General features: G+C 67.3%; 21 protein-coding genes. 17 read left to right on the top strand and 4 right to left on the bottom strand.

Annotation, left to right across the window (positions count from 1 at the left end):
* Positions 1-25: 25 nt before the first annotated feature.
* The 3 genes from FKQ52_RS07705 to FKQ52_RS07695 are packed head-to-tail and all read left to right on the top strand — an operon-like array spanning position 26 to position 2,537.
* Positions 26-781, top strand: coding sequence for an ABC transporter substrate-binding protein (locus FKQ52_RS07705; protein ID WP_240811776.1), 756 nt, complete (start codon positions 26-28; stop codon positions 779-781).
* Positions 733-1,758: an iron ABC transporter permease gene (locus FKQ52_RS07700; protein ID WP_141626641.1), complete on the top strand. Its 1,026-nt coding sequence runs from the start codon at positions 733-735 to the stop codon at positions 1,756-1,758. The genes FKQ52_RS07705 and FKQ52_RS07700 overlap by 49 nt, the downstream gene beginning before the upstream one ends.
* Positions 1,755-2,537: an ABC transporter ATP-binding protein gene (locus FKQ52_RS07695; protein WP_168196811.1), complete on the top strand. Its 783-nt coding sequence runs from the start codon at positions 1,755-1,757 to the stop codon at positions 2,535-2,537. Before FKQ52_RS07700 ends, FKQ52_RS07695 begins: the two co-directional genes overlap by 4 nt.
* Here FKQ52_RS07695 and FKQ52_RS07690 read toward each other — a convergent pair.
* Positions 2,501-4,594 (bottom strand): lytic transglycosylase domain-containing protein, encoded by a 2,094-nt coding sequence (locus tag FKQ52_RS07690; protein WP_240811775.1) that lies wholly within the window; start codon positions 4,592-4,594, stop codon positions 2,501-2,503. The two genes, FKQ52_RS07695 and FKQ52_RS07690, sit on opposite strands and share 37 nt — an antisense overlap.
* A 112-nt stretch (positions 4,595-4,706) precedes the next feature.
* On the opposite strand from FKQ52_RS07690, the gene dapA reads away from it, so the two are divergent.
* The gene (dapA, locus tag FKQ52_RS07685) at positions 4,707-5,588 is read left to right on the top strand and encodes a 4-hydroxy-tetrahydrodipicolinate synthase (protein ID WP_141626639.1); all 882 of its coding nucleotides are present in this window, start codon (positions 4,707-4,709) and stop codon (positions 5,586-5,588) included.
* A gap of 15 nt (positions 5,589-5,603) precedes the next feature.
* Positions 5,604-6,074, top strand: a complete 471-nt coding sequence (smpB, locus tag FKQ52_RS07680) for an SsrA-binding protein SmpB (protein ID WP_141626638.1) — start codon at positions 5,604-5,606, stop codon at positions 6,072-6,074.
* A 174-nt stretch (positions 6,075-6,248) separates the two neighbouring features.
* Here the strand turns inward: smpB and FKQ52_RS07675 are convergent, their stop codons facing one another.
* Together FKQ52_RS07675 and FKQ52_RS07670 are read right to left on the bottom strand one after the other, a co-directional pair.
* Positions 6,249-6,443, bottom strand: a complete 195-nt coding sequence (locus tag FKQ52_RS07675) for a hypothetical protein (protein ID WP_141626637.1) — start codon at positions 6,441-6,443, stop codon at positions 6,249-6,251.
* Between the two features lie 120 nt (positions 6,444-6,563).
* Positions 6,564-7,121 carry an NYN domain-containing protein gene (locus FKQ52_RS07670; RefSeq protein WP_141626636.1) on the bottom strand — a complete coding sequence of 186 codons (558 nt, stop codon included), beginning with the start codon at positions 7,119-7,121 and terminating at the stop codon, positions 6,564-6,566.
* On the opposite strand from FKQ52_RS07670, the gene folK reads away from it, so the two are divergent.
* The 12 genes from folK (at position 7,120) to FKQ52_RS07610 (ending at position 17,868) form a co-directional block, all read left to right on the top strand.
* Positions 7,120-7,680, top strand: coding sequence for a 2-amino-4-hydroxy-6-hydroxymethyldihydropteridine diphosphokinase (gene folK, locus FKQ52_RS07665; protein ID WP_141626635.1), 561 nt, complete (start codon positions 7,120-7,122; stop codon positions 7,678-7,680). The two genes, FKQ52_RS07670 and folK, sit on opposite strands and share 2 nt — an antisense overlap.
* A gap of 99 nt (positions 7,681-7,779) precedes the next feature.
* Positions 7,780-8,139, top strand: a complete 360-nt coding sequence (rpoZ, locus tag FKQ52_RS07660) for a DNA-directed RNA polymerase subunit omega (RefSeq protein WP_141626634.1) — start codon at positions 7,780-7,782, stop codon at positions 8,137-8,139.
* Positions 8,140-8,357: 218 nt separating this feature from the next.
* Complete coding sequence (locus tag FKQ52_RS07655; protein WP_240811802.1) at positions 8,358-10,424, top strand: RelA/SpoT family protein; 2,067 nt, start codon at positions 8,358-8,360, stop codon at positions 10,422-10,424.
* On the top strand, positions 10,421-10,939 hold the full coding sequence (locus tag FKQ52_RS07650) for a hypothetical protein (protein ID WP_141626632.1): 519 nt from the start codon (positions 10,421-10,423) through the stop codon (positions 10,937-10,939). Before FKQ52_RS07655 ends, FKQ52_RS07650 begins: the two co-directional genes overlap by 4 nt.
* 9 nt (positions 10,940-10,948) lie before the next feature.
* On the top strand, positions 10,949-11,767 hold the full coding sequence (locus FKQ52_RS07645) for a TIGR00730 family Rossman fold protein (RefSeq protein WP_141626631.1): 819 nt from the start codon (positions 10,949-10,951) through the stop codon (positions 11,765-11,767).
* Positions 11,768-11,776: 9 nt separating this feature from the next.
* Positions 11,777-12,364 (top strand): orotate phosphoribosyltransferase, encoded by a 588-nt coding sequence (pyrE, locus tag FKQ52_RS07640; protein ID WP_141626630.1) that lies wholly within the window; start codon positions 11,777-11,779, stop codon positions 12,362-12,364.
* Positions 12,365-12,368: 4 nt separating this feature from the next.
* Positions 12,369-13,136, top strand: coding sequence for a pyridoxine 5'-phosphate synthase (locus FKQ52_RS07635; RefSeq protein ID WP_141626629.1), 768 nt, complete (start codon positions 12,369-12,371; stop codon positions 13,134-13,136).
* Positions 13,133-13,534, top strand: coding sequence for a holo-ACP synthase (gene acpS / locus FKQ52_RS07630; protein ID WP_141626628.1), 402 nt, complete (start codon positions 13,133-13,135; stop codon positions 13,532-13,534). Before FKQ52_RS07635 ends, acpS begins: the two co-directional genes overlap by 4 nt.
* 687 nt (positions 13,535-14,221) lie before the next feature.
* Positions 14,222-14,965, top strand: a complete 744-nt coding sequence (gene lepB / locus FKQ52_RS16635; RefSeq protein ID WP_240811801.1) for a signal peptidase I — start codon at positions 14,222-14,224, stop codon at positions 14,963-14,965.
* The gene (gene rnc, locus FKQ52_RS07620; protein WP_141626626.1) at positions 14,965-15,681 is read left to right on the top strand and encodes a ribonuclease III; all 717 of its coding nucleotides are present in this window, start codon (positions 14,965-14,967) and stop codon (positions 15,679-15,681) included. The genes lepB and rnc overlap by 1 nt, the downstream gene beginning before the upstream one ends.
* A complete protein-coding gene (gene era / locus FKQ52_RS07615; RefSeq protein ID WP_141626625.1) occupies positions 15,678-16,625 on the top strand; it encodes a GTPase Era in 948 nt (315 codons plus the stop codon). Before rnc ends, era begins: the two co-directional genes overlap by 4 nt.
* Positions 16,626-16,638: 13 nt before the next feature.
* Positions 16,639-17,868, top strand: coding sequence for a serine hydrolase (locus tag FKQ52_RS07610; protein WP_141626624.1), 1,230 nt, complete (start codon positions 16,639-16,641; stop codon positions 17,866-17,868).
* Here the strand turns inward: FKQ52_RS07610 and FKQ52_RS07605 are convergent.
* Positions 17,865-18,389 (bottom strand): dihydrofolate reductase family protein, encoded by a 525-nt coding sequence (locus tag FKQ52_RS07605; RefSeq protein ID WP_205750890.1) that lies wholly within the window; start codon positions 18,387-18,389, stop codon positions 17,865-17,867. The two genes, FKQ52_RS07610 and FKQ52_RS07605, sit on opposite strands and share 4 nt — an antisense overlap.
* Between the last annotated feature and the right edge of the window lie 110 nt (positions 18,390-18,499).

Genomic DNA, 18,499 nt, shown 5'->3' with positions numbered 1-18,499 from the left:
CATCGCCGCCACGGGGCTGATGATCATGACCGGCCCCGCGGAGGCGGGGCCGACGCGTATCCTGTCGCTGGATCAGTGTGCGGACCAATATGTGCTGGCCCTGCGTCCCGACGCGGACCTGGCCCTGTCGCCCCGCGCTGACGATCCCGATTCCTGGCTCCGGGAAGCCGCGAAGGGCAGGGCGCGGGTCCGCCCGACGCTTGAAGCCGCCGTCGCCTTCCAGCCCGATGTCGTGGTGCGCTACTGGGGCGGAGAGCCGCGCCTGTTGAACCGACTTGAGGATCGCGGAACGGCCACCGTCGTCATCGCAGACGCCACGGACTTCGACGGAATCCGCGCCAACATCCGCGCGGTCGCACAGGCGCTGGACGCCGAGATGCGCGGCGAGGCCCTGATCGCCCGAATGAACGCCCGGCTGGCGCAGGCCGCGCCGACGGCGCCGGAGCACCCCACGGCCCTCTACCTGACGCCCGGCGGCTTCACGGCGGGCAAGGAAACCCTGATCGACGCGATCTTCCGCGCCGCCGGCTACCGCAACGCCGCGGACAAGCCCTACTTCAATCCGGTGAGCGTCGAGCGCATCGCCCTGTTCCCGCCCGTGCGGTTCGTGCTGGGTTTCTTCGACCAGTCCCGGGCGGACTGGCGCGGCCCCGGCCGCCACCCCGTCGTCCGTGAGGCGGCCCGGGGCAAGGTCGCCGCCAAGCTCCCGGCCGCTACCCTGACCTGTCCGGCATGGTTCGCCGCCGATGCGGCGGCAATGTTGAGAGACGGCGCGGCGTGAACCGTCTGATCCTTATCCTCGCGGCGACCATCATCGTCGCCCTGATCCTCGCCGTCAGTTTCGGCGAGAGCGCGCTGACCGCCACCCAGTTCGGGCAGGCCTTCGCTGATCCCGCGTCAGCCCCCGGCGAAGTGCTGTGGGCCGTGCGGGCGCCCCGCGCCGTGACCGCCTTGCTGGTCGGGGCGGCCCTGGGCCTGTCGGGCGCCGTGATGCAGGGCCTGTTGCGCAATCCGCTGGCCGATCCCGGCGTCCTCGGCGTATCGGCCTTGGCCGCCTTCGGCGCCGCCAGCGCCATCGTGATGGGCGCGGCCGCCGTTCCCGGCGCGGTCGAGGTCTCGGCCCTGATCGGAGCAGGTCTGGCGGGCGGCCTGCTGATCCTGTTTTCCAGCCGGGTGCGGTCGCCGGAGGCCCTGATCCTGTTCGGCGTCGCCCTGTCCAGTTTCGCGGGCGCCGCGACGGCGCTCATCTTCAACCTGTCGCCATCGCCCATCGCCTCGGCGGAGGTGATGAGCTGGCTGCTTGGCTCGGTGCAGAACCGCAGCTGGATCGACGTCCTGTGGGTGGCGCCGGTCCTCGCCGTTTCGGCCGGTCTATCCGTTGTGGCCGCGCCCGGCCTGAAGATGCTCAGCCTCGGGGACGAAACGGCCCGAACCTCGGGCCTGCCGATGGCCCGGCTGCGTCTCTTGGCTCTGCTGGCGGCGGCGCTGGCGACCGGGGCGGCGGTGGCGGTGTCCGGCGTCATAGGTTTCGTCGGACTGGCCGCGCCCCATCTGGTGCGCGCCACGGTGAGAGGCGACCCGGCGCGGCTGCTCCTCCCGGCGGCGCTGGCGGGCGGCCTGATGCTGATTGGCGCGGATCTTCTGGCCCGGATCACGCCGACGGATCAGGAGCTCAAGCTGGGGGTCTTCACCGCCCTGGTCGGCGCGCCTCTGTTCGCCCTGATCGCCTGGCGCGCGGCGCGGGAGTGGCGGCTGTGAGCGCCCTGCAACTGATCGACGCGACCGCAGCCCTTGGCGGGCGTGAGGTCTTGAAGACCGTCACTCTCTCGGTGGCGACCGGAGAGCTGGTGGCGATCGTCGGTCCGAACGGCGCGGGCAAGTCCAGCGTCATTCGCGCCCTCGCAGGCCTGCTTCGGCTGACGGGCGGGAGCGCGCGGCTGGACGGAACGGACCTGCCCCGGCTGTCGGCCCGTGAACGGGCGGAGCGGCTTGCCTATCTGCCCCAGGAAGGGCGGATCGCTTGGAACCTGCCCGCCGTCGAGGTCGCCGCGCTCGGTGCGCCTTTTCTGTCCGGCGACAAGGCATTGGCGGCGGCGCACGCGGCGCTGGCCGAGGTTGAAGCCGCCCATCTGGCGGACCGCGGCGTGGCAGAAATGTCCGGCGGGGAAAGGGCGCGCGTGCTGCTTGCGCGGGCTCTGGCGACGGGGGCGAAGGGGCTGCTGGCCGATGAACCGGTCGCCGGACTGGACCCCGACGCCCAGCTTCTGGTGCTGGAACGAGTGCGGGCCAGAGCGAGGGCAGGGCAGGCCGTCCTGCTCAGCCTGCACGACCTTACGCTGGCGGCCCGCTACGCCGACCGGGTCATCGTCCTGCACGAAGGGCAGGTGGTCGCCGACGCCTCGCCGCTGAAGGCGTTGACGCCAGAGGTTATGAAGACTGTCTTCGGCCTGAACGCCCACTGGATCGACGGGCCGTATGGCCCGCTACTGTCCAGCCTGCGTCACTCGCCCGAAGGATCGGGCTCCGGCGTCCGGTAAGGTTCCTCGCCGTCCACGGCCGAATAGGCTTGCGGCCCGCGCGGAACGCCACGACGCAGATCGTCCGACAGGGTCAGCGGCGCCGTGCCGCCGTTCAGCCGGGCCTTGTAGATCGACATATTCTCCATGACCCGCATCATGTAGTTGCGGGTCTCGGTGAAGGGCGCGCACTCGATGAAGTCGACCGGATCGACCGAGCCCGCGCGCGGATCGCCGCACCGCGCCACCCACTGCGGCGGCCGCGCCGGACCGGCATTGTAGGCCACCGTCGTCAGCAGCATCGACCCGTTGAAATTGTTCATCAGGTCGCCGAGGTGGAAGCTGCCCAGCGTCATGTTGAAGTCGGCGTCGTAGAGCCGCTCGTCCGAGAAGGGCAGGCCCAACTGCCGCGCCACGCCACGCCCCGTGGCGGGCAGGAACTGCATCATGCCACGCGCATTGGCGTGCGACCGGGCGCGGGGATCGAAGCTGGATTCCTGACGGGTGATCGCCTGGGTGAACTCCTGCGGCGCGGCGCCCGGCACGACCGGCGGAATGCGGATCGGATACTGGCGCTCGGGCAGCAGATAGCCGCGCTGGCTGGCGGCGCGCCCGATCATCATGGCCGTGAAGCCTTCGCCATAGCCTCGCGACGTATCCATCATGAGGGCCAGTTGTTCGATGTTCGGAACGTCATCGTCCAGCTGGTAGGCGAAGACGCGGAACAGGCTGGCCTCGCCGGTCTCGCCCAGAATGCGCCAGGCGCGCACGACCTCGTTGCGCTCGAACGCGGCGCGGTCGGCGTCGGACGGAACGGGGTCGGCGGGCAGGGTGATGCTGCGCTGTCCGGCCTTCTCGGCGGCCAGCTGGCCGTAGAAGGTCTGGAAGTGGCGCGATCCCGAGCGGTAGTACTCGACCGCTGACGGCGTGTTGCCCTGCGCCTCGGCGGCGCGGCCCAGCCAGTAAAGCGCTCGCCCCTGGGTGATCGGGGTGGACGAGGTCTGGCGCAGAACCTCGAAATGCTGCGCCGCCCGCGCCGGATCGTTCAGCTTCACCAGCGCAACCCAACCGGCGAAGAACTCGGCGTCCACCTTGCGGTCGCCGCCGGGGAAGCCGTGGCCGTTGAAGGCGTCATAGGCCGCCTGCCAGTTCCGGGCCTGCAAGGCGTCGAGATAATAGTTCCGTCGCTCGGCCCACAGGGTGTTCTGGGCATCTGTCGAGGACGGCGCAGTGGGCAGGTAACGGAGGATCGGGAAGGCCTCGGACTGACGATTCTGCGAACGCAGGATGCGAACGCGCTCCAGCACGACGGCGGGCTCGATCGCCTGCGACGGGGTCAGTCCGGCGACGATGGCGTCGGGACTGTAGGCGGTTCGCAGAGCCATAACGGCATTGGCCACCGTCTGCCGCTCGGGCGAAACCATGGTCACCATGGCCCGGGTCGCGGGTCCATGTGGTCCGAGCAGAAGCATGTTCAGCCGGGTCTCGTGATCGTCCTGCGTCAGGGTCGAGCCCCAACGAGCCAGAACGCGGGCCTGCTGGTCCGCGTCGAAGGTGCGGGTCCGCCACCAGTCCTTGATCAGACGACGCGCCTCGTCGCCGCGGCCACGCTGATCCAGCGCCTCCGCCAGAACAATGGCACCCTGCACCGTGGTCGGGGCGTCCCGGCTGAACAGGGCGATGGCGGCGTCCGGCCCGGCATAGGCGCGATCCAGCGCGCGCTCGACGGCCTGACGGCGGCTGTCGGCGCGGGGCCATCCGGCGAAACGGGTGTTCACGTCCGACAGGTCGCCCCATGACATCGCGTCTGCCGAGGTGTCCAGCAGCGCCCATTCCACCAGCTTGCGGGCGGCCGGATCTCCGATCCGGGCCATGGCCGCGCGGGCGCCGGACACGTCACGCGCACGGGCGGCGGCCAGTCCCTGACGGAAAAGCGCGGTGTCCTGATCGTTCAGCGTGCGCGGCTGGTTGCTGGCCGGATTGACGGGGGTGGAGGCGTAGTAGGGCACTTCCTGCGACAGCAGGACTTCCGGCGCGGGAGAAAGAGCCAGTACGGCCGCGAGACTGATTCCGATCATTCCGTGTCCGATTCCCATTCGTCGCGGTTGCGGTCGCCGAACCGGCAACCTACCCTCCGGCGCTTCATATTCAGGCGACTACCGCCCAACTCCACGCAGGACCATCGTTTCAATGACCGCCCCCTTGTTCAAGGGCGTGATCACCGCCCTGATCACACCACTTCGTGACGGAAAGGTGGACGAAGCCGCCTTCACGACGCTGCTCGAACGCCAGATCGCCGCCGGAGTTCACGGCGTGGTGCCCATGGGCACGACCGGAGAGAGCGCTTCCCTGCATCCGGAGGAACATCAACGGGTTGTCGAACTGTGCGTTCAGGTCGCGGCCGGTCGCGTGCGGGTGATCGCCGGCGCCGGCGCCTCGTCCACCGACAAGGCCATTGATCTGGTGCGTCATGCCAAGACCGTCGGCGCCGACGGCGCCCTGGTGGTGACGCCCTACTACAACCGACCCTCCCAAGCCGGTCTGGCCGCCCATTTCGAGGCTATCGCCGAAGCCGTCCAGCTGCCGGTCCTGCTGTACAACGTGCCGGGACGCACCGGCGTGGACCTTGCCAATGAGACCGTCGCCCGTCTGGCCGTCCATCCGAACATCGTCGGCATCAAGGACGCCACCGGCGACCTGTCGCGGATCAGCTGGATGCGCGCCCATATCGACGGCCAGTTCGACCTGATCTCGGGCGATGACCCCAGCTACCTCGGCTATCATGCCCACGGCGGCGTCGGGGTGATCTCGGTCACCTCGAACGTCGCGCCGGAAGGCATGGTCGCCCTGCACAACGCGGCGCAGTCGGGCGACTACGCAACGGCGCGCCAGTGGCAGGACCGGTTGATCGGACTGCACAAGGGCCTGTTCCTGGACAATTCGCCGTCGCCCTCCAAATACGCCCTGTCACGTCTGGGCTTCTGCACCGAGGAGGTCCGCCTTCCGCTGGCGCCGACCGCCGACGCCGTGAAGCCCGCGATTGACCGCGCGATGGCGGACGCCGGACTGTAAGGACAAGAAGGGCTCATGGCCTCCGAGAAACCCAAGATGAAGGTGCTGGCCGAGAACCGGCGCGCCAGGTTCGACTACTTCCTCGAGGACTACACCGAGGCGGGCATCGCCCTGCTCGGAACCGAGATCAAGGCGTTGCGCGACGGCCGGGCCAATATCGCTGAATCCTACGCGGCGGTGGAGGGCAGGGAGATCGTTCTCGTGAACGCTGACATCCCGCCCTACAAGCAGGCCAATCGCTTCAACCACGAGCCGCGCCGCCACCGGAAGCTGCTGCTGCACCGCAAGCAGATCGACAAGTTCATCGGCGCCGTCCAGCGCGACGGCCAGACCATCATTCCGGTCCGGCTGTATCTGAACGAGGCGGGCAAGGCGAAGATCGAGATCGCGCTGGCCAAGGGCAAGAAGCTGCACGACAAGCGTGAGGCCAGCGCCGAACGCGACTGGCAACGCGACAAGGCGCGGCTGATGAAGGAACGGGGCTGAGCGCCTCCGAGCGGACGGAATGTCGCGCGCGATAACGCCGCATCCTCGCCCCGAGCCGATCAGGATAACGTTGAAATCAGTGAGCGCCCCCGCCTCCTGGGAGCGTTCACGCGGCGGTGCGCCGGGATTTCGATCCGGGCGCACCGCTGATCGGCGCAAGGTTCAGCCCAAGGGTCAGCCGAGCGGCACGGCGTCCATAACGCCCTGCGCCGGCGCGGAACTGTAGGCGTCCGCGCCGCCGGGACCGAGCGACGGCTTGATCATCGGTTGCAGCACGATCCCGCCGGCCGCGATCGCGGCGGCGCCCAGCAGTGCGATGATTGCGGTTCTCCGTTCGCGGGGGGAGAAGACCCCGTTGCCCCTGATCATGACAGCCTCCAAAGCTGCGCGATCAACGTAACCGACCGTCCGCCGTTCCACGCTCGCTGAGCGAGGTTTTTCGGCGTCTGATTCCCGTGGCGCCGGTGCCACAGGCGCGATCCCCTCTCGTTAGTCCCGCAAGGGCGCTCCACCCGAATGCCGGGGGCGTCCGATCTCGCCCAGCAGGTCGATCAGGTCCACGAAGGCGTCGGCCTGACGGCGCAGTTCATCGGCGATCTGGGGCGGCTGGCTCTTCACGGTCGAAACGACGGTGACCTTCACCCCCTTGGCCTGCACCGCCTGCACCAGACGCCGGAAGTCCCCATCGCCGGAGAACAGCACGACGTGGTCCAGCCTCGCCGCCAGCTCCAGCATGTCGACGGCGATCTCGATGTCCATATTGCCCTTGGTTCGCGTATGACCCTGGGCGTCAGTGAAGCGCTTCACCGGCTTCTTCACGACCGTGAAGCCGTTGTAGTCCAGCCAGTCGACCAACGGCTTGATCGGCGAGAACTCCTCACCCTCGACCACGGCGGTGTAATACAGGGCCCGAACCAGATCGCCCTTCGCGCGATACATCTCGACCAGCTTGCGAAAATCGAGGTCTGTATTCAGCGCCTTGGCGGCGGAGTAGAGATTGGCGCCGTCGATGAACAGGGCGGTGCGGTCAGCGGGATTGGGCGTCATGGAAAAGGGCTCCGAGGAAATGGGCGTCCAGCTCCCCGTCGAAATAGACGGCGAGCCTGATCCGGACACCGCTGTGATCGTCGCCCTCGGCTGCAATGACAAGGGGGCCTGGCGCGATTGCCGTGAAGCGCTGGAGGCGGCGCTGGCCCGGTTTCGAACGGAGGGTATCGACATCGTCGCCCGCTCGTCCTGGTGGAGTTCGGCCGCCTGGCCGGACCCGACCGATCCGCCGTTCCTGAACGGGGTGGTCATCGTGCGTACCGACCACGACGCCCACGCCCTGATGGCCGCGCTCGGCCGCATCGAGGACGCCTTCGGCCGCCAGAGGTCCGTGGCCAATGCGCCACGCACCCTGGATCTGGACCTGATCGCCTATGGCCGCCTGACCGGCGATCTGGATGGCCTGATCCTGCCGCATCCGCGCGCGCGCCAGCGCCTGTTCGTCATGGGGCCGCTGGCGGAGATCGCGCCGGACTGGATCGAACCGGAGTCAGGCCGCCGCGCCGCGGAACTGGCGAGAACCGCCGATGTCGGCCGGGACGCCCGTCCGACGCCCTGATCATCAAGGGCTTATCGCCCAAAATACGCCCATGTGGCGTTGCACAAACAGGTCCAAATCTATATTTTGCGCGGTTCTATCCCGCGTCCGAGGAAATTCATGGCCCGCGTCACTGTCGAAGATTGCATCGAAAAGGTGCCGAACCGCTTTGGTCTGGTTCTGCTGGCCGGTCACCGCGCCCGCAACATCGCAAACGGCGCCGCCCTGACGATCGACCGCGATAACGACAAGAACCCGGTCGTCGCCTTGCGCGAACTGGCCGATGACACGGTCATCCCGGACGAGCTGCAAGAGAACATCATCACCACGCTGCAACGCGTTGATGAGCGCACCGAAGCCGAGGACGAGGCCGAGACCGTCGCCCTTCTGGCCGAGCCGCAGCACATGAACATGGCTGAAGCCGAGCTGATCCGCGCGCTGCAAAGCGACCGCGACGGCGGGCAGGAGGAGCGATACTGACGGCCGATCCCGCCAACGGTATCACCATCCTGCCGGCGCGGCAGTCCGCGCCGCCCCCTGAAGCTGCCAATCTGAACGACCCTGACGGCGCGGCTCCGGTAAAGACCCCGGAGCCCGTTCGAAGCAAGGTGTTGCGCCAGTTCGAACTGGTCGAAGCCGTTCGCGCCTATGACCCGACCGCGGACGAGAACCTTCTCAACCGCGCCTACGTCTATGCGATGAAGATGCACGGCTCGCAGCTGCGGGCCTCGGGTGATCCGTATTTCGCTCATCCGATCCAGGTCGCGGGCATCCTGACGGACTACCGGCTGGACACCGCCACCATCGTCACGGCCCTGCTGCACGACGTGGTCGAGGACACCTCGGCCACCCGCGACGACATCGCCCAGATGTTCGGCGAAGAGGTCGCGGTTCTCGTTGAAGGCGTGACCAAGCTGTCGCGCCTCGAGCTTCAGGCCGAACACACACGTCAGGCCGAGAACCTTCGCAAATTCATCCTCGCCATCAGCCGTGACGTCCGCGTCCTGCTGGTCAAGTTGGCCGACCGTCTGCACAACATGCGGACGCTCCAGTATGTGAAGCCCGAGAAGCGCGAGCGTATCAGTCGCGAGACCCTGGAAGTCTATGCCCCGCTGGGCCGTTCCATCGGCATCCACTCGATCGCGTCCGAGCTGGAAGAACTGGCGTTCGAGCATCTGAACCCGACCGCCCGCACCGCCATCGAGCGCCGTCTGGAGGCGCTGAAGCTGGAGCACGGCCGCGCCATCGACGGCGTGTCGCGCGAGGTCGAGCGGGTGCTGGCCGAAGCCGGCGTCACGGCCCGCGTTCTGGGCCGCCAGAAGACGCCGTACTCGATCTGGCGCAAGCTGCAGCGCAAGTCGGTCGGCTTCTCGTCCCTGTCCGACATCTACGGCTTCCGCGTCATCGTCGAAGCGGAGGACGACTGCTATCGCGCCCTGGGCGTCATCCACCGCGCCTGGCCGATGGTGCCCGAGCGGTTCAAGGACTTCATCTCGACGCCCAAGTCGAACAACTACCGCTCCCTTCACACCACCATCGTCGGGCCGGGCGGCCTGCGCATCGAGATGCAGATCCGCACCGAAGCCATGGACCGCGTGGCCGAGGACGGCGTGGCCGCGCACTGGGCCTACAAGAACAAATCCTATGGTTTCGACAAGGAAGCCATGGAGGCCGACGGCGGCCGCGACCCGCTGCAGAACCTGCGCCACCTCGTGCAGGTCATCGAGCATGGCGAGGGCGGCGAGGACTGGGTCGAGCACGCCAAGCTCGAGATGTATCTGGATCAGGTCTTCGTCTTCACGCCGAAGGGCTCGCTGATCACCCTGCCGCGCGGCGGCATGCCGCTGGACTTCGCCTATGCAGTTCACACCGAGGTCGGCGATTCCGCCGTCGGGGTGAAGGTCAACGGCGAACTGAAGCCGATGCGGACCCAGCTCCAGAACGGCGACGTGGTCGAGATCATCCGCGGCGCCAAACGCGAGATTCCCGTCGACTGGCGCTCACTGACCGTCACCGGCCGCGCCCGCTCGGCTATCCGGCGCCACATCCGCACCTCCGAGCGCGGTGAATTCCAGAAACTGGGCCGCGCCACGCTGGAACAGACCCTGTCCCGCGCCGGCAAGGCGATGGACGAGGTGTCGCTGAAGCCCGCGCTGGAAACCCTGGCCGTCGCTTCGGAAGACGATCTGTTCGAGGCCATCGGCAAGGGGCGTCTGTCGGCGGCCAAGGTCGGCGAAACCCTGTTCCCGGCCCTGAAGGGCCGCCTGAAGGCCGGGCCGGACCGCAAACGGATCGCCGACGATCAGGCCCGCCTGTTCGTGCGCGGCGGCGGCCTGACGCCGGGCGTCAGCATCCACTTCGGCCAGTGCTGCTCGCCGGTGCCGGGCGACCGCATCGTCGGCATCATGGAACCGGATGTCGGCCTGACCGTGCACACCATCGACTGCCAGCGTCTGGCGGACTTCGCCGACGACGATTCCGTCTGGCAGGATCTGCAATGGACCCCACAGGCCGAACAGGGCGCCGTCGCCGCCGCCCGTCTGCGCGCGACCATCAAGAACGCGCCCGGCGTGCTGGGGCAGGTCGCCACCCTGATCGGCGAGGCCGGCGGCAATATCCTGAACCTGGTCATGAGCCATCGGCAGCAGGACTTCTTCGACGTGGAGATCGACGTCGAGGTCGAGGACGCCCGCCACGCCACCATGATCATGGCCGCCCTGCGCGCCAATCCGTCTGTTGAGTCTGTGGAGCGCGCCCGCGGGTGATCGGTAAGAAAAGTATCACTGACGAAGCGGCCAAGCATGCTTGGGATTGGTTTGCCCTGCACGCCGCCCAACGCATGCAGAACATCAACTTCTTTATCGTGCTTCAGACAGCTCTTTTAGCTGCCGCTGGGCTGGCCATTAAAGAACAACTTGTATTGATGGCTATTCTTGCTGGAACAGGCGTCGTATTTCTAACGTTCATTTTTTATAAACTAGAAAGGCGAGTTCGAAAACTAGTAAAAATTGGCGAGAACGCCCTTCGGTATGAGCAAAAACGCATCTCCATAGCCAGCAAAAACGATAAGATATTGCTTTGCGAGATCGCAGATACTGCCGCCACAGATCAGATGACGTATGGACAGCTTTTTCAGGCGATGTACATATTTTTTGCGATCTGCGGAATCGCTATCCTGTTCGCTGGCGGCCATCAGATTTGCCATGGCGTTCCCTTGATTCCCACGCCCAAGGTTTCCACCACGCCGACGGATGCGCCAATAGTCCTACGAGTTGGATAGCCAACTAAGATGAGTGAAGAGCGTCCCCTGAACGCCGCCCAGATGGCGTCGCCCTCCTACCGTCTCGCCGCCCTCGATCAGGACTTCGTGCTCAGCGAAGCCATGCGCGGCACGCGCTTCCTGATGGAGTACGAGAAGGCCGAGCAGGCGCTGAAGGCCTGGGGCGTGCGCTCGACCATCGTGGTGTTCGGCAGCGCCCGCGTGGGCGAAGACGCCGGCCCCAACCATGCCCGCTGGTACGCAGAGGCCCGCAAGTTCGGCCGTATCGCCTCCGAGCGGGGCGGCGCCATGCGCGGCGATGTCGGCCATCCACGTGACAACGTCGTCGCCACCGGCGGCGGACCGGGAATCATGGGTGCGGCCAACCGGGGCGCACACGATGTCGGCGCGCCCTCCATCGGCTTCAACATCACCCTGCCGCACGAGCAGGAGCCGAACCCGTGGTCGACGCCGGAGCTGACGTTCCGCTTCCACTACTTCGCCATGCGCAAGATGCATTTCGCCATGCGCGCCAACGCGCTGGTGGTCTTCCCGGGTGGGTTCGGCACCTTCGACGAGCTGTTTGAAATCCTCACCCTGCGCCAGACCGGCAAGGAACGGGCGATCCCGATCGTGCTGGTGGACGAGGCCTACTGGAAGGCCGTTGTCGGCTTTGACGCCCTGGTGGAGCACGGCATGGTCGCGCCCGCCGACCTTGAACTGATCAGCTTCGCCGAGGACGCCGAAGGCGCCTGGGCCGAGCTTCTGGCCCGCGGCCTGAACCCCGGCGGCGAAAACCGCACCGATCCGCATCAACCGGCCCTTCAAAGCGAGGCCGTGACGGAGTAGGGGACGCACATGACCTCCGAAGACGTTCTCTCCGAATTCCGCGACGCCGGCGCCCTGCGCGAAGGCCACTTCGTCCTGTCGTCCGGCCTGCACAGTCCGACGTTCCTGCAGAAAAACCTGGTCTTCATGGACGCGGAGCGCTGCGCCCGCCTGTGCAAGGCGTTGGCGGAGAAGATCGTCGCTGCCGTCGGCCCGGTGGACGTGGCCATCTCGCCCGCGGTCGGGGGCATCATCCCCGGTTACGAGACCGCCCGCTGGCTGAAGGTCCCCTCGATGTACGTCGAGCGGGTGGACGGCGAATTCAAATTGCGGCGCGGTTTCCACGTCGAACCCGGCCAGAAGGTCGTCATGGTCGAGGACATCGTCACCACGGGCCTGAGCTCGCGCGAGTGCATCGCCGCGATCAATGCCGCGGGCGGTGAAGTCGTCGCCGCCGCCTGCATCGTGGACCGCTCGGGCGGCCGCGCCGATGTCGGCGTGCCCCTGATCGCCCTGGCGACGCTGGACGTGCCCGCTTACCCCGCTGACGCCCTGCCGCCGGAACTGGCCGCCATTCCGGTGGAAGACCCGGGCAGCCGTCGTCTGTCGAAAGGCTGATTGAATGAGCGAACGGGTCCGGCTGGGCGTCAACATTGACCATGTCGCGACCGTGCGGAACGCGCGCGGCGGCCTGGCGCCCGACCCGGTACGCGCGGCGCAGGACGCCCTGATCGCCGGCGCCGACGGCATCACCGCCCACCTGCGCGAGGATCGCCGCCACATCTCGGACAGCGACATCGACAGCCTCTCAGCGGTGCTGCGCAGCCAGTCGCGCCCGCTGAACCTCGAGATGGCCGTCACGCAGGAGATGCTGGCCATCGCCCTGCATCACCGCCCGCACGCCGTCTGTCTGGTGCCGGAGAAGCGCGAGGAACGGACGACCGAGGGCGGTCTGGACGTCGTCGGCGGCCACAACTGGATCACGCCGGTCGTGCGCCAGCTCACCGAAGCCGGATCGCGCGTCTCCCTGTTCATCGGCGCGGACGCCGCGCAGATCGCCGCCGCGCACAGCACCGGCGCGGCCGTGGTTGAGTTGCACACCGGCGCCTTCTGCGACGCCGTGCGCGAGGGCCGCGAGGAAGAGGCCAAAGCGGAGCTGGCCGCCCTGCGCGCCGGCGCGGCGCAGGCCTCCGCTCTGGGGCTCGAAGTCCACGCCGGACACGGCATCGACTACGACACCGTCATTCCGGTCGCGGAAATCCCCGAGATCGTGGAACTGAACATCGGCCACTTCCTGATCGGTGAGGCCATCTTCGTCGGTCTGGGACCGGCGATCAGCAGGATGCGCGATCTGATGGATCAGGCGCGTGGGATCGGAACGGCGGCATGATTCTCGGCGTCGGCGCGGACCTGTCGGATATCCGGCGTATCCAGGACACGCTCGACCGCTATGGCGAACGCTTCAAGGAGCGCTGCTTCACGCCGTTGGAACGCACCCGTTCGGACCGCAAGCCGGACCCGTCGTGGAGCTACGCCAAGCGGTTCGCCGCCAAGGAAGCCTGCGCCAAGGCGCTGGGCACCGGCATGCGTTCGGATGTGTACTGGCGCGACATGGGGGTGGTGAACCTGCCCTCCGGCCAGCCGACCCTCGCCCTGACCGGTCCGGCAGCCGAGCGTCTGGCCCGTATGACGCCCCCCGGACATGAAGTCCGTATCCATCTCACTCTCAGCGACGAACACCCTTACGCCTTGGCTTTCGTGGTCATCGAAGCCTTGCCCGTCGCTTAATCACGTTATACCGCTTTGCCCGCTGAAAACCGCGCAAAGCGGCTGGGGGACAGGGTTCACATGAGCGACGAACACAAGCCGCACGACGACCACGCCGCCGACGGCGCGCATGACGCCGCGCACGGCCACGACGGTCACGCCGCGCCGGAAGCCGCAGCGCAAGCGCACGACCACGCGGACCAGGCGCCGACCTCCGACGCCGCGCAGGGGGAGCCCCCCGCTGAAGCCGGGGTCGTGTCTGAAGAGACTCACGCTCCGATCGAAGCCCACGACGCGCCTGCCGCAGAGCAGGTGACTCACGAGGACGCGCCTGCCGAAGCCGCTCCGGTCGAGGCGGCCGCTGTCGTCGAGGACACGCCCGGCGACTCTCCGGCCGAAACTCACGAGCCGGCGCCCGTCGCCGAAGAGATCGTGCACGAGGCGCCCGCGGCTCCGGTGGAAGCCGTCGAGGAACCGGCGCACATCGAGCCTGTCCACGAAGAGCCCGTCCACGAGGGCTCCAGCGTCCCCGAGACCACTGCCACCGCCGCCGCCGTTGCGGGCGCCGCCGCTGTCGCGGCCAGCACGGAACAGAAGCGCCCGATCTGGAGCGACGCGGGCGACGCCCCCTTCGAGGACGTCGATACGACCCCCGTCTATGCGCGCGGCAAGAAGGACAGAAAGGCGAAGAAGCAGTCGCAAGGCTTACTGGGCGAGCTGTGGGAGATCGCCAAGACCATCGCCGTGGCCCTGTTCATCGCCCTGGTCCTGCGGATCCTGCTGTTCCAGCCCTTCACCATTCCGTCCGCCTCGATGGAGCCCAACCTCTATCAGGGCGACTACATCGTCGTGTCGAAATGGTCCTACGGGTATTCGAAGCACTCGATCATCGGCAGCCCGGACATCTTTGACGGCCGGATCGAACTGCCGTTCGTCAGCAATGCGCCCAAGCGCGGCGACATCGTCGTCTTCAAGCTGCCGAGCAACAACAGCACCGACTACATCAAGCGCCTGATCGGCCTGCCCGGCGACCGCATCCAGATGGTCAACAACGTCCTGAACATCAACGGCCAGCCGGTGCGCGACGTGGTCCTGACCAACGCGGACGTGACCAACCTCTACGGCCTGCCGGTCATTCAGCTGGAAGAGACCTTCCCGGACGGCTCCAAAACCTTCCGTGTCCAGGACTTCGGTCCGGGCAACGAACTGGACAACACCCCGGTGTTCGAAATTCCCGCCGGCTACTACTTCATGATGGGCGACAACCGGGACAACTCGAGCGACAGCCGCGTTGATCCCGCCCAAGGCGGCGTGGGGCTGGTCCCGGCCGAGAACCTGATTGGCAAGGCCGAGATCATCCTGTTCTCGTGGAACGAGGGCGCCTCCTTCGGCAACCCGGTCAGCTGGTTCTCCAAGGTCCGCCTGAGCCGCTGGTTCAAAGTCCTGAACTGATGACAGACAGACGGGCCGAGGCTGTTCGTGCGCTCACGCGCAACCTCGGCCATGACTTCAGGGATCGGAGCCTGCTGGAGCAGGCCCTGACCCACGCCAGCGTGGGCGAGGGCGCCGAGCGTGATGCGCGCGGCCGGCCTTTCATCGACAATCAGCGGATGGAGTTCCTGGGCGACCGGGTGCTGGGTCTGCTGGTCGCCGACCGACTGATGCGCGATTTCCCCGAGGCCGACGAGGGCGACATGTCCGCCCGCCTGCACGCCCTTGTCGACAAGGCCGCTTGCGCCCGCGTCGCCGAACGGCTGGATGTCGGCCCCGCCATGCGCCTGTCGCCGGGCGAAGCGAAACAGGGCGGGCGCCGCCGTGAGGGCGTTCTGGGCGACGCCATGGAGGCCATCCTCGCCGCCGTCTGGCTGGACGGCGGGATCGAGGCGGCCCGGCAGGTCTTCGACCACGCGTGGCAGCCCGAGTTCGCGGCCACCCCAAAAAAGGCCCTGACCAACCCCAAATCCGCGCTTCAGGAGTGGGCGCTGGGGCAGGGGCGGGCGCTTCCGACCTACCGAATTGTCGAGCGAACAGGCTCGGACCACGCCCCGACATTCACGGTCGAAGCAAGCGTAGCCGGATATCCGCCCTTGACCGCACAGGGGCGATCACGTCAGGACGCGGAGAAAGCGGCCGCGACGGCCCTTCTCCAACGTGAAGGCGTGATTTGACCGATCTCCAGAACCAGCATGCCGGCTTCGCCGCCATCATCGGCGCTCCCAACGCGGGCAAGTCCACGCTGGTCAATCGCCTGACCGGGACCAAGGTCTCGATCGTCACCCAGAAGGTGCAGACCACGCGCTTCCCGGTGCGCGGCATCGCCATCTACGGCGACGCCCAGATCGTGCTGGTCGACACCCCCGGCATCTTCAGCCCGCGCCGCCGTCTGGACCGCGCTATGGTCGCCTCGGCCTGGGGCGGCGCCGATGACGCGGACGTGGTCGTCCACCTGATCGACGCGGCCTCGCACATCGCCGCCGAAGGCAAGGACGGCACGGCCGCTGACCGCCGCTCGGCCGAGGACACCGAGACCATCATCGCCGCGCTCAAGGAGGCCGGAAAGCAGGTCATCCTGACGCTGAACAAGATCGACGGCATGCGCCGCGACACCCTGCTGGCCCTGTCGCATTCGCTGTATGAGACGGGCGTCTACAGCGAGGTCTTCATGATCTCGGCCCTCAGCGGCGACGGCGTGGACGATCTGGGCAAGCGGTTGGCCGAGGCCATGCCCGCCGGACCGTGGCTCTATCCCGAGGACCAGTCCGCCGACGTGCCAATGCGCGTTCTGGCCGCCGAAATCACCCGCGAGAAGGTCTACCTGCGCGTCCACGAGGAACTGCCCTATTCGGCGGCGGTCGAGACCACCTCGTTCGAGGACCGCGCCGACGGATCGGTCCGGATCGAGCAGACCATCTATGTGGAGCGCGAAAGCCAGCGCCCCATCGTGCTGGGCAAGGGCGGCCAGACCCTGAAATGGATCGGCCAGAAGGCGCGAGAGGAACTGAACGAACTGCTGGACCGGCAGGTGCACCTGTTCCTGACCGTGAAGGTCGACCCCAAATGGCAGGACAGCCGCGCCCTCTACGCCCAGTTCGGGCTGGACTACGACGTCTAAGAGTTCGCGTTCGGTGTTCAACGTCCCCCGTCGCGCCGGGAACCATCCCCGGCTGGCTCTCGGCTTTCTGGCTCTGCTGCTGCTCACCGTCATCGGGCTGATCGCCTGGGGTACGGTGCGCACGCCGCAGATCGCCGAGGCCGCGCCTGATCCCCTGCCGCCCCGTCCGCCGGTCGAGGTGGTGGAGCGTCTGCCGGACCTGAAGGCGCAACTGGACCGCTGGGGCGCCTCCGGCCAGTTCAGCGGCGGCGTTCTGGTCGCCAAGGGTGACGAGGTTCTGTTCCGTCAGGTTCACGGCTGGGCGAACCGCAGCCTCGACAAGCCGATGGCGCTGAACACCCGTTTCCGCCTGGCCTCCGTCAGCAAGCAGTTCACCGCCGCCGCCATCCTGCGCCTGCAGGACGAGGGCAGGCTGTCGGTCAACGACCCGGTCTGCAAATACATCCAGCCATGTCCCGCGGCCTGGGCGCCGATCCGGCTACACCATCTGCTGTCCCACACTTCCGGCATCCCGGACCTGATGGCCCGACCGGGCTGGGGCCTGCGCCGTGTGACCCCCGCAACGCCGGAGGAACTGACTGCGGATTCCATGCGCTACGGCCTCCAGTTCGCGCCGGGCACGAAGGTTCGGTACGACAACGCGGGCTTCAACCTGCTGGGCGCCGTGGTCGAAAAGATCACCGGCATGGGTCTGCATGACTATCTTCAGCAGGCCTTCTTCAGGCCGTTGGGCATGACCGACACAGGTTATGACGACGGCGGCGCCGACATGGCCATGGGCTACGCCAATCTGGCCGGGGGCGTGACGCCGCAACCGAACGCCAACGTCAGCATCGTCTACGCGGCGGGCGCCCTGTATTCGACGCTGGACGACCTGCTGATCTGGCAGCGCGCCCTGCACCACGGCCATGTCCTGTCGCCGGACAGCTATCGCCAGATGATCGCCGATCACGCGCCGCAAGACACGCCCGACGAGCGTGGCAAGCCCCGTCGGCTCTGGGGCTACGGCATCTATGAGAAGGCGCTGGGGCGGCAGGTTCGGCCCGAATTCGAGGACAACCAGATATTCCACACCGGAAGTTGGTCCGGTTTCCGCAATCTGATGACCTATCAGCCGGATCAGGATGTGACCGTCATCGTCCTGTCCAACAACTACCACCAGCGCGAAGCGGTCTTCCTGCTGTCCCAGCAAGGCATGGCCGAGGCCCTGGGCCGGGATTTCCCCAGAACGGTCGCCCGCTAGCCACGATCCTCGCGCGCCCACCGGTCCCGGCGCGCCAGTTCGGCGGGGCCGGGCTCCTGTTCGGCGAAGCTGCCGGTCTCAACATCGCCCGCCAGCCGGTAGCGATTCACGACCACGCCGGTCGCGGATTGAACGCTCTTTTCCAGCGCCCAGCTGCGCGGGCTCGCTGACCCGTCGAACAGTCGCTTGCCGCGCCCCAGCATGATCGGGAAGGTGAGGGTGGCCAGTTCGTCGATCAGCCCCTCCGCCAGCAAGGTCTGCACCAGCTCGCTGGACCCCTGGATCAACAGGTCACGCCCGTCCGTCGCCTTGAGCGCCCGCACAGCCTCGACCACATCCCCCTCCAGCCGGTGGCTGTGAGCCCAGGTCATCGGCGTGTCAGGCCCGGCGGCGACGTATTTGTTGATGGCGTTGAAAGTGCGGCCGATCTCATCGTCCATGGTCGGCCAGTAGGCGGCGAAGATTTCATATGTCCGCCGCCCCAGCAGCAGGTCGTAGCCGTCGCCCATGGCCTCGCCCATCAGGCCGCCCGCCGCCTCATCAAAATGAGGCCAGACCTAGCCGCCGAAGGCGAAGCCCCCGGTCGTGTCCTCCTGCGGACCGCCCGGTCCCTGCATGACGCCGTCGATGG

The organism is Brevundimonas sp. M20, from assembly GCF_006547065.1.
In the GTDB taxonomy this organism is placed as follows: Bacteria; Pseudomonadota; Alphaproteobacteria; order Caulobacterales; family Caulobacteraceae; genus Brevundimonas.
This window is presented reverse-complemented; position numbering and strand designations above follow the sequence as displayed.

Coding starts and splice junctions, on each gene's coding strand:
- FKQ52_RS07705 (WP_240811776.1), top strand. CDS start 26: ATGACCGGCCCCGCGGAGGCGGGGCCGACGCGTATCCTGTCGCTGGAT.
- FKQ52_RS07700 (WP_141626641.1), top strand. CDS start 733: ATGGTTCGCCGCCGATGCGGCGGCAATGTTGAGAGACGGCGCGGCGTG.
- FKQ52_RS07690 (WP_240811775.1), bottom strand. CDS start 4,594: ATGATCGGAATCAGTCTCGCGGCCGTACTGGCTCTTTCTCCCGCGCCG.
- dapA (WP_141626639.1), top strand. CDS start 4,707: ATGACCGCCCCCTTGTTCAAGGGCGTGATCACCGCCCTGATCACACCA.
- smpB (WP_141626638.1), top strand. CDS start 5,604: ATGGCCTCCGAGAAACCCAAGATGAAGGTGCTGGCCGAGAACCGGCGC.
- FKQ52_RS07675 (WP_141626637.1), bottom strand. CDS start 6,443: ATGATCAGGGGCAACGGGGTCTTCTCCCCCCGCGAACGGAGAACCGCA.
- folK (WP_141626635.1), top strand. CDS start 7,120: ATGGAAAAGGGCTCCGAGGAAATGGGCGTCCAGCTCCCCGTCGAAATA.
- FKQ52_RS07670 (WP_141626636.1), bottom strand. CDS start 7,121: ATGACGCCCAATCCCGCTGACCGCACCGCCCTGTTCATCGACGGCGCC.
- rpoZ (WP_141626634.1), top strand. CDS start 7,780: ATGGCCCGCGTCACTGTCGAAGATTGCATCGAAAAGGTGCCGAACCGC.
- FKQ52_RS07655 (WP_240811802.1), top strand. CDS start 8,358: ATGAAGATGCACGGCTCGCAGCTGCGGGCCTCGGGTGATCCGTATTTC.
- FKQ52_RS07645 (WP_141626631.1), top strand. CDS start 10,949: ATGAGTGAAGAGCGTCCCCTGAACGCCGCCCAGATGGCGTCGCCCTCC.
- pyrE (WP_141626630.1), top strand. CDS start 11,777: ATGACCTCCGAAGACGTTCTCTCCGAATTCCGCGACGCCGGCGCCCTG.
- FKQ52_RS07635 (WP_141626629.1), top strand. CDS start 12,369: ATGAGCGAACGGGTCCGGCTGGGCGTCAACATTGACCATGTCGCGACC.
- acpS (WP_141626628.1), top strand. CDS start 13,133: ATGATTCTCGGCGTCGGCGCGGACCTGTCGGATATCCGGCGTATCCAG.
- rnc (WP_141626626.1), top strand. CDS start 14,965: ATGACAGACAGACGGGCCGAGGCTGTTCGTGCGCTCACGCGCAACCTC.
- FKQ52_RS07605 (WP_205750890.1), bottom strand. CDS start 18,389: ATGGGCGAGGCCATGGGCGACGGCTACGACCTGCTGCTGGGGCGGCGG.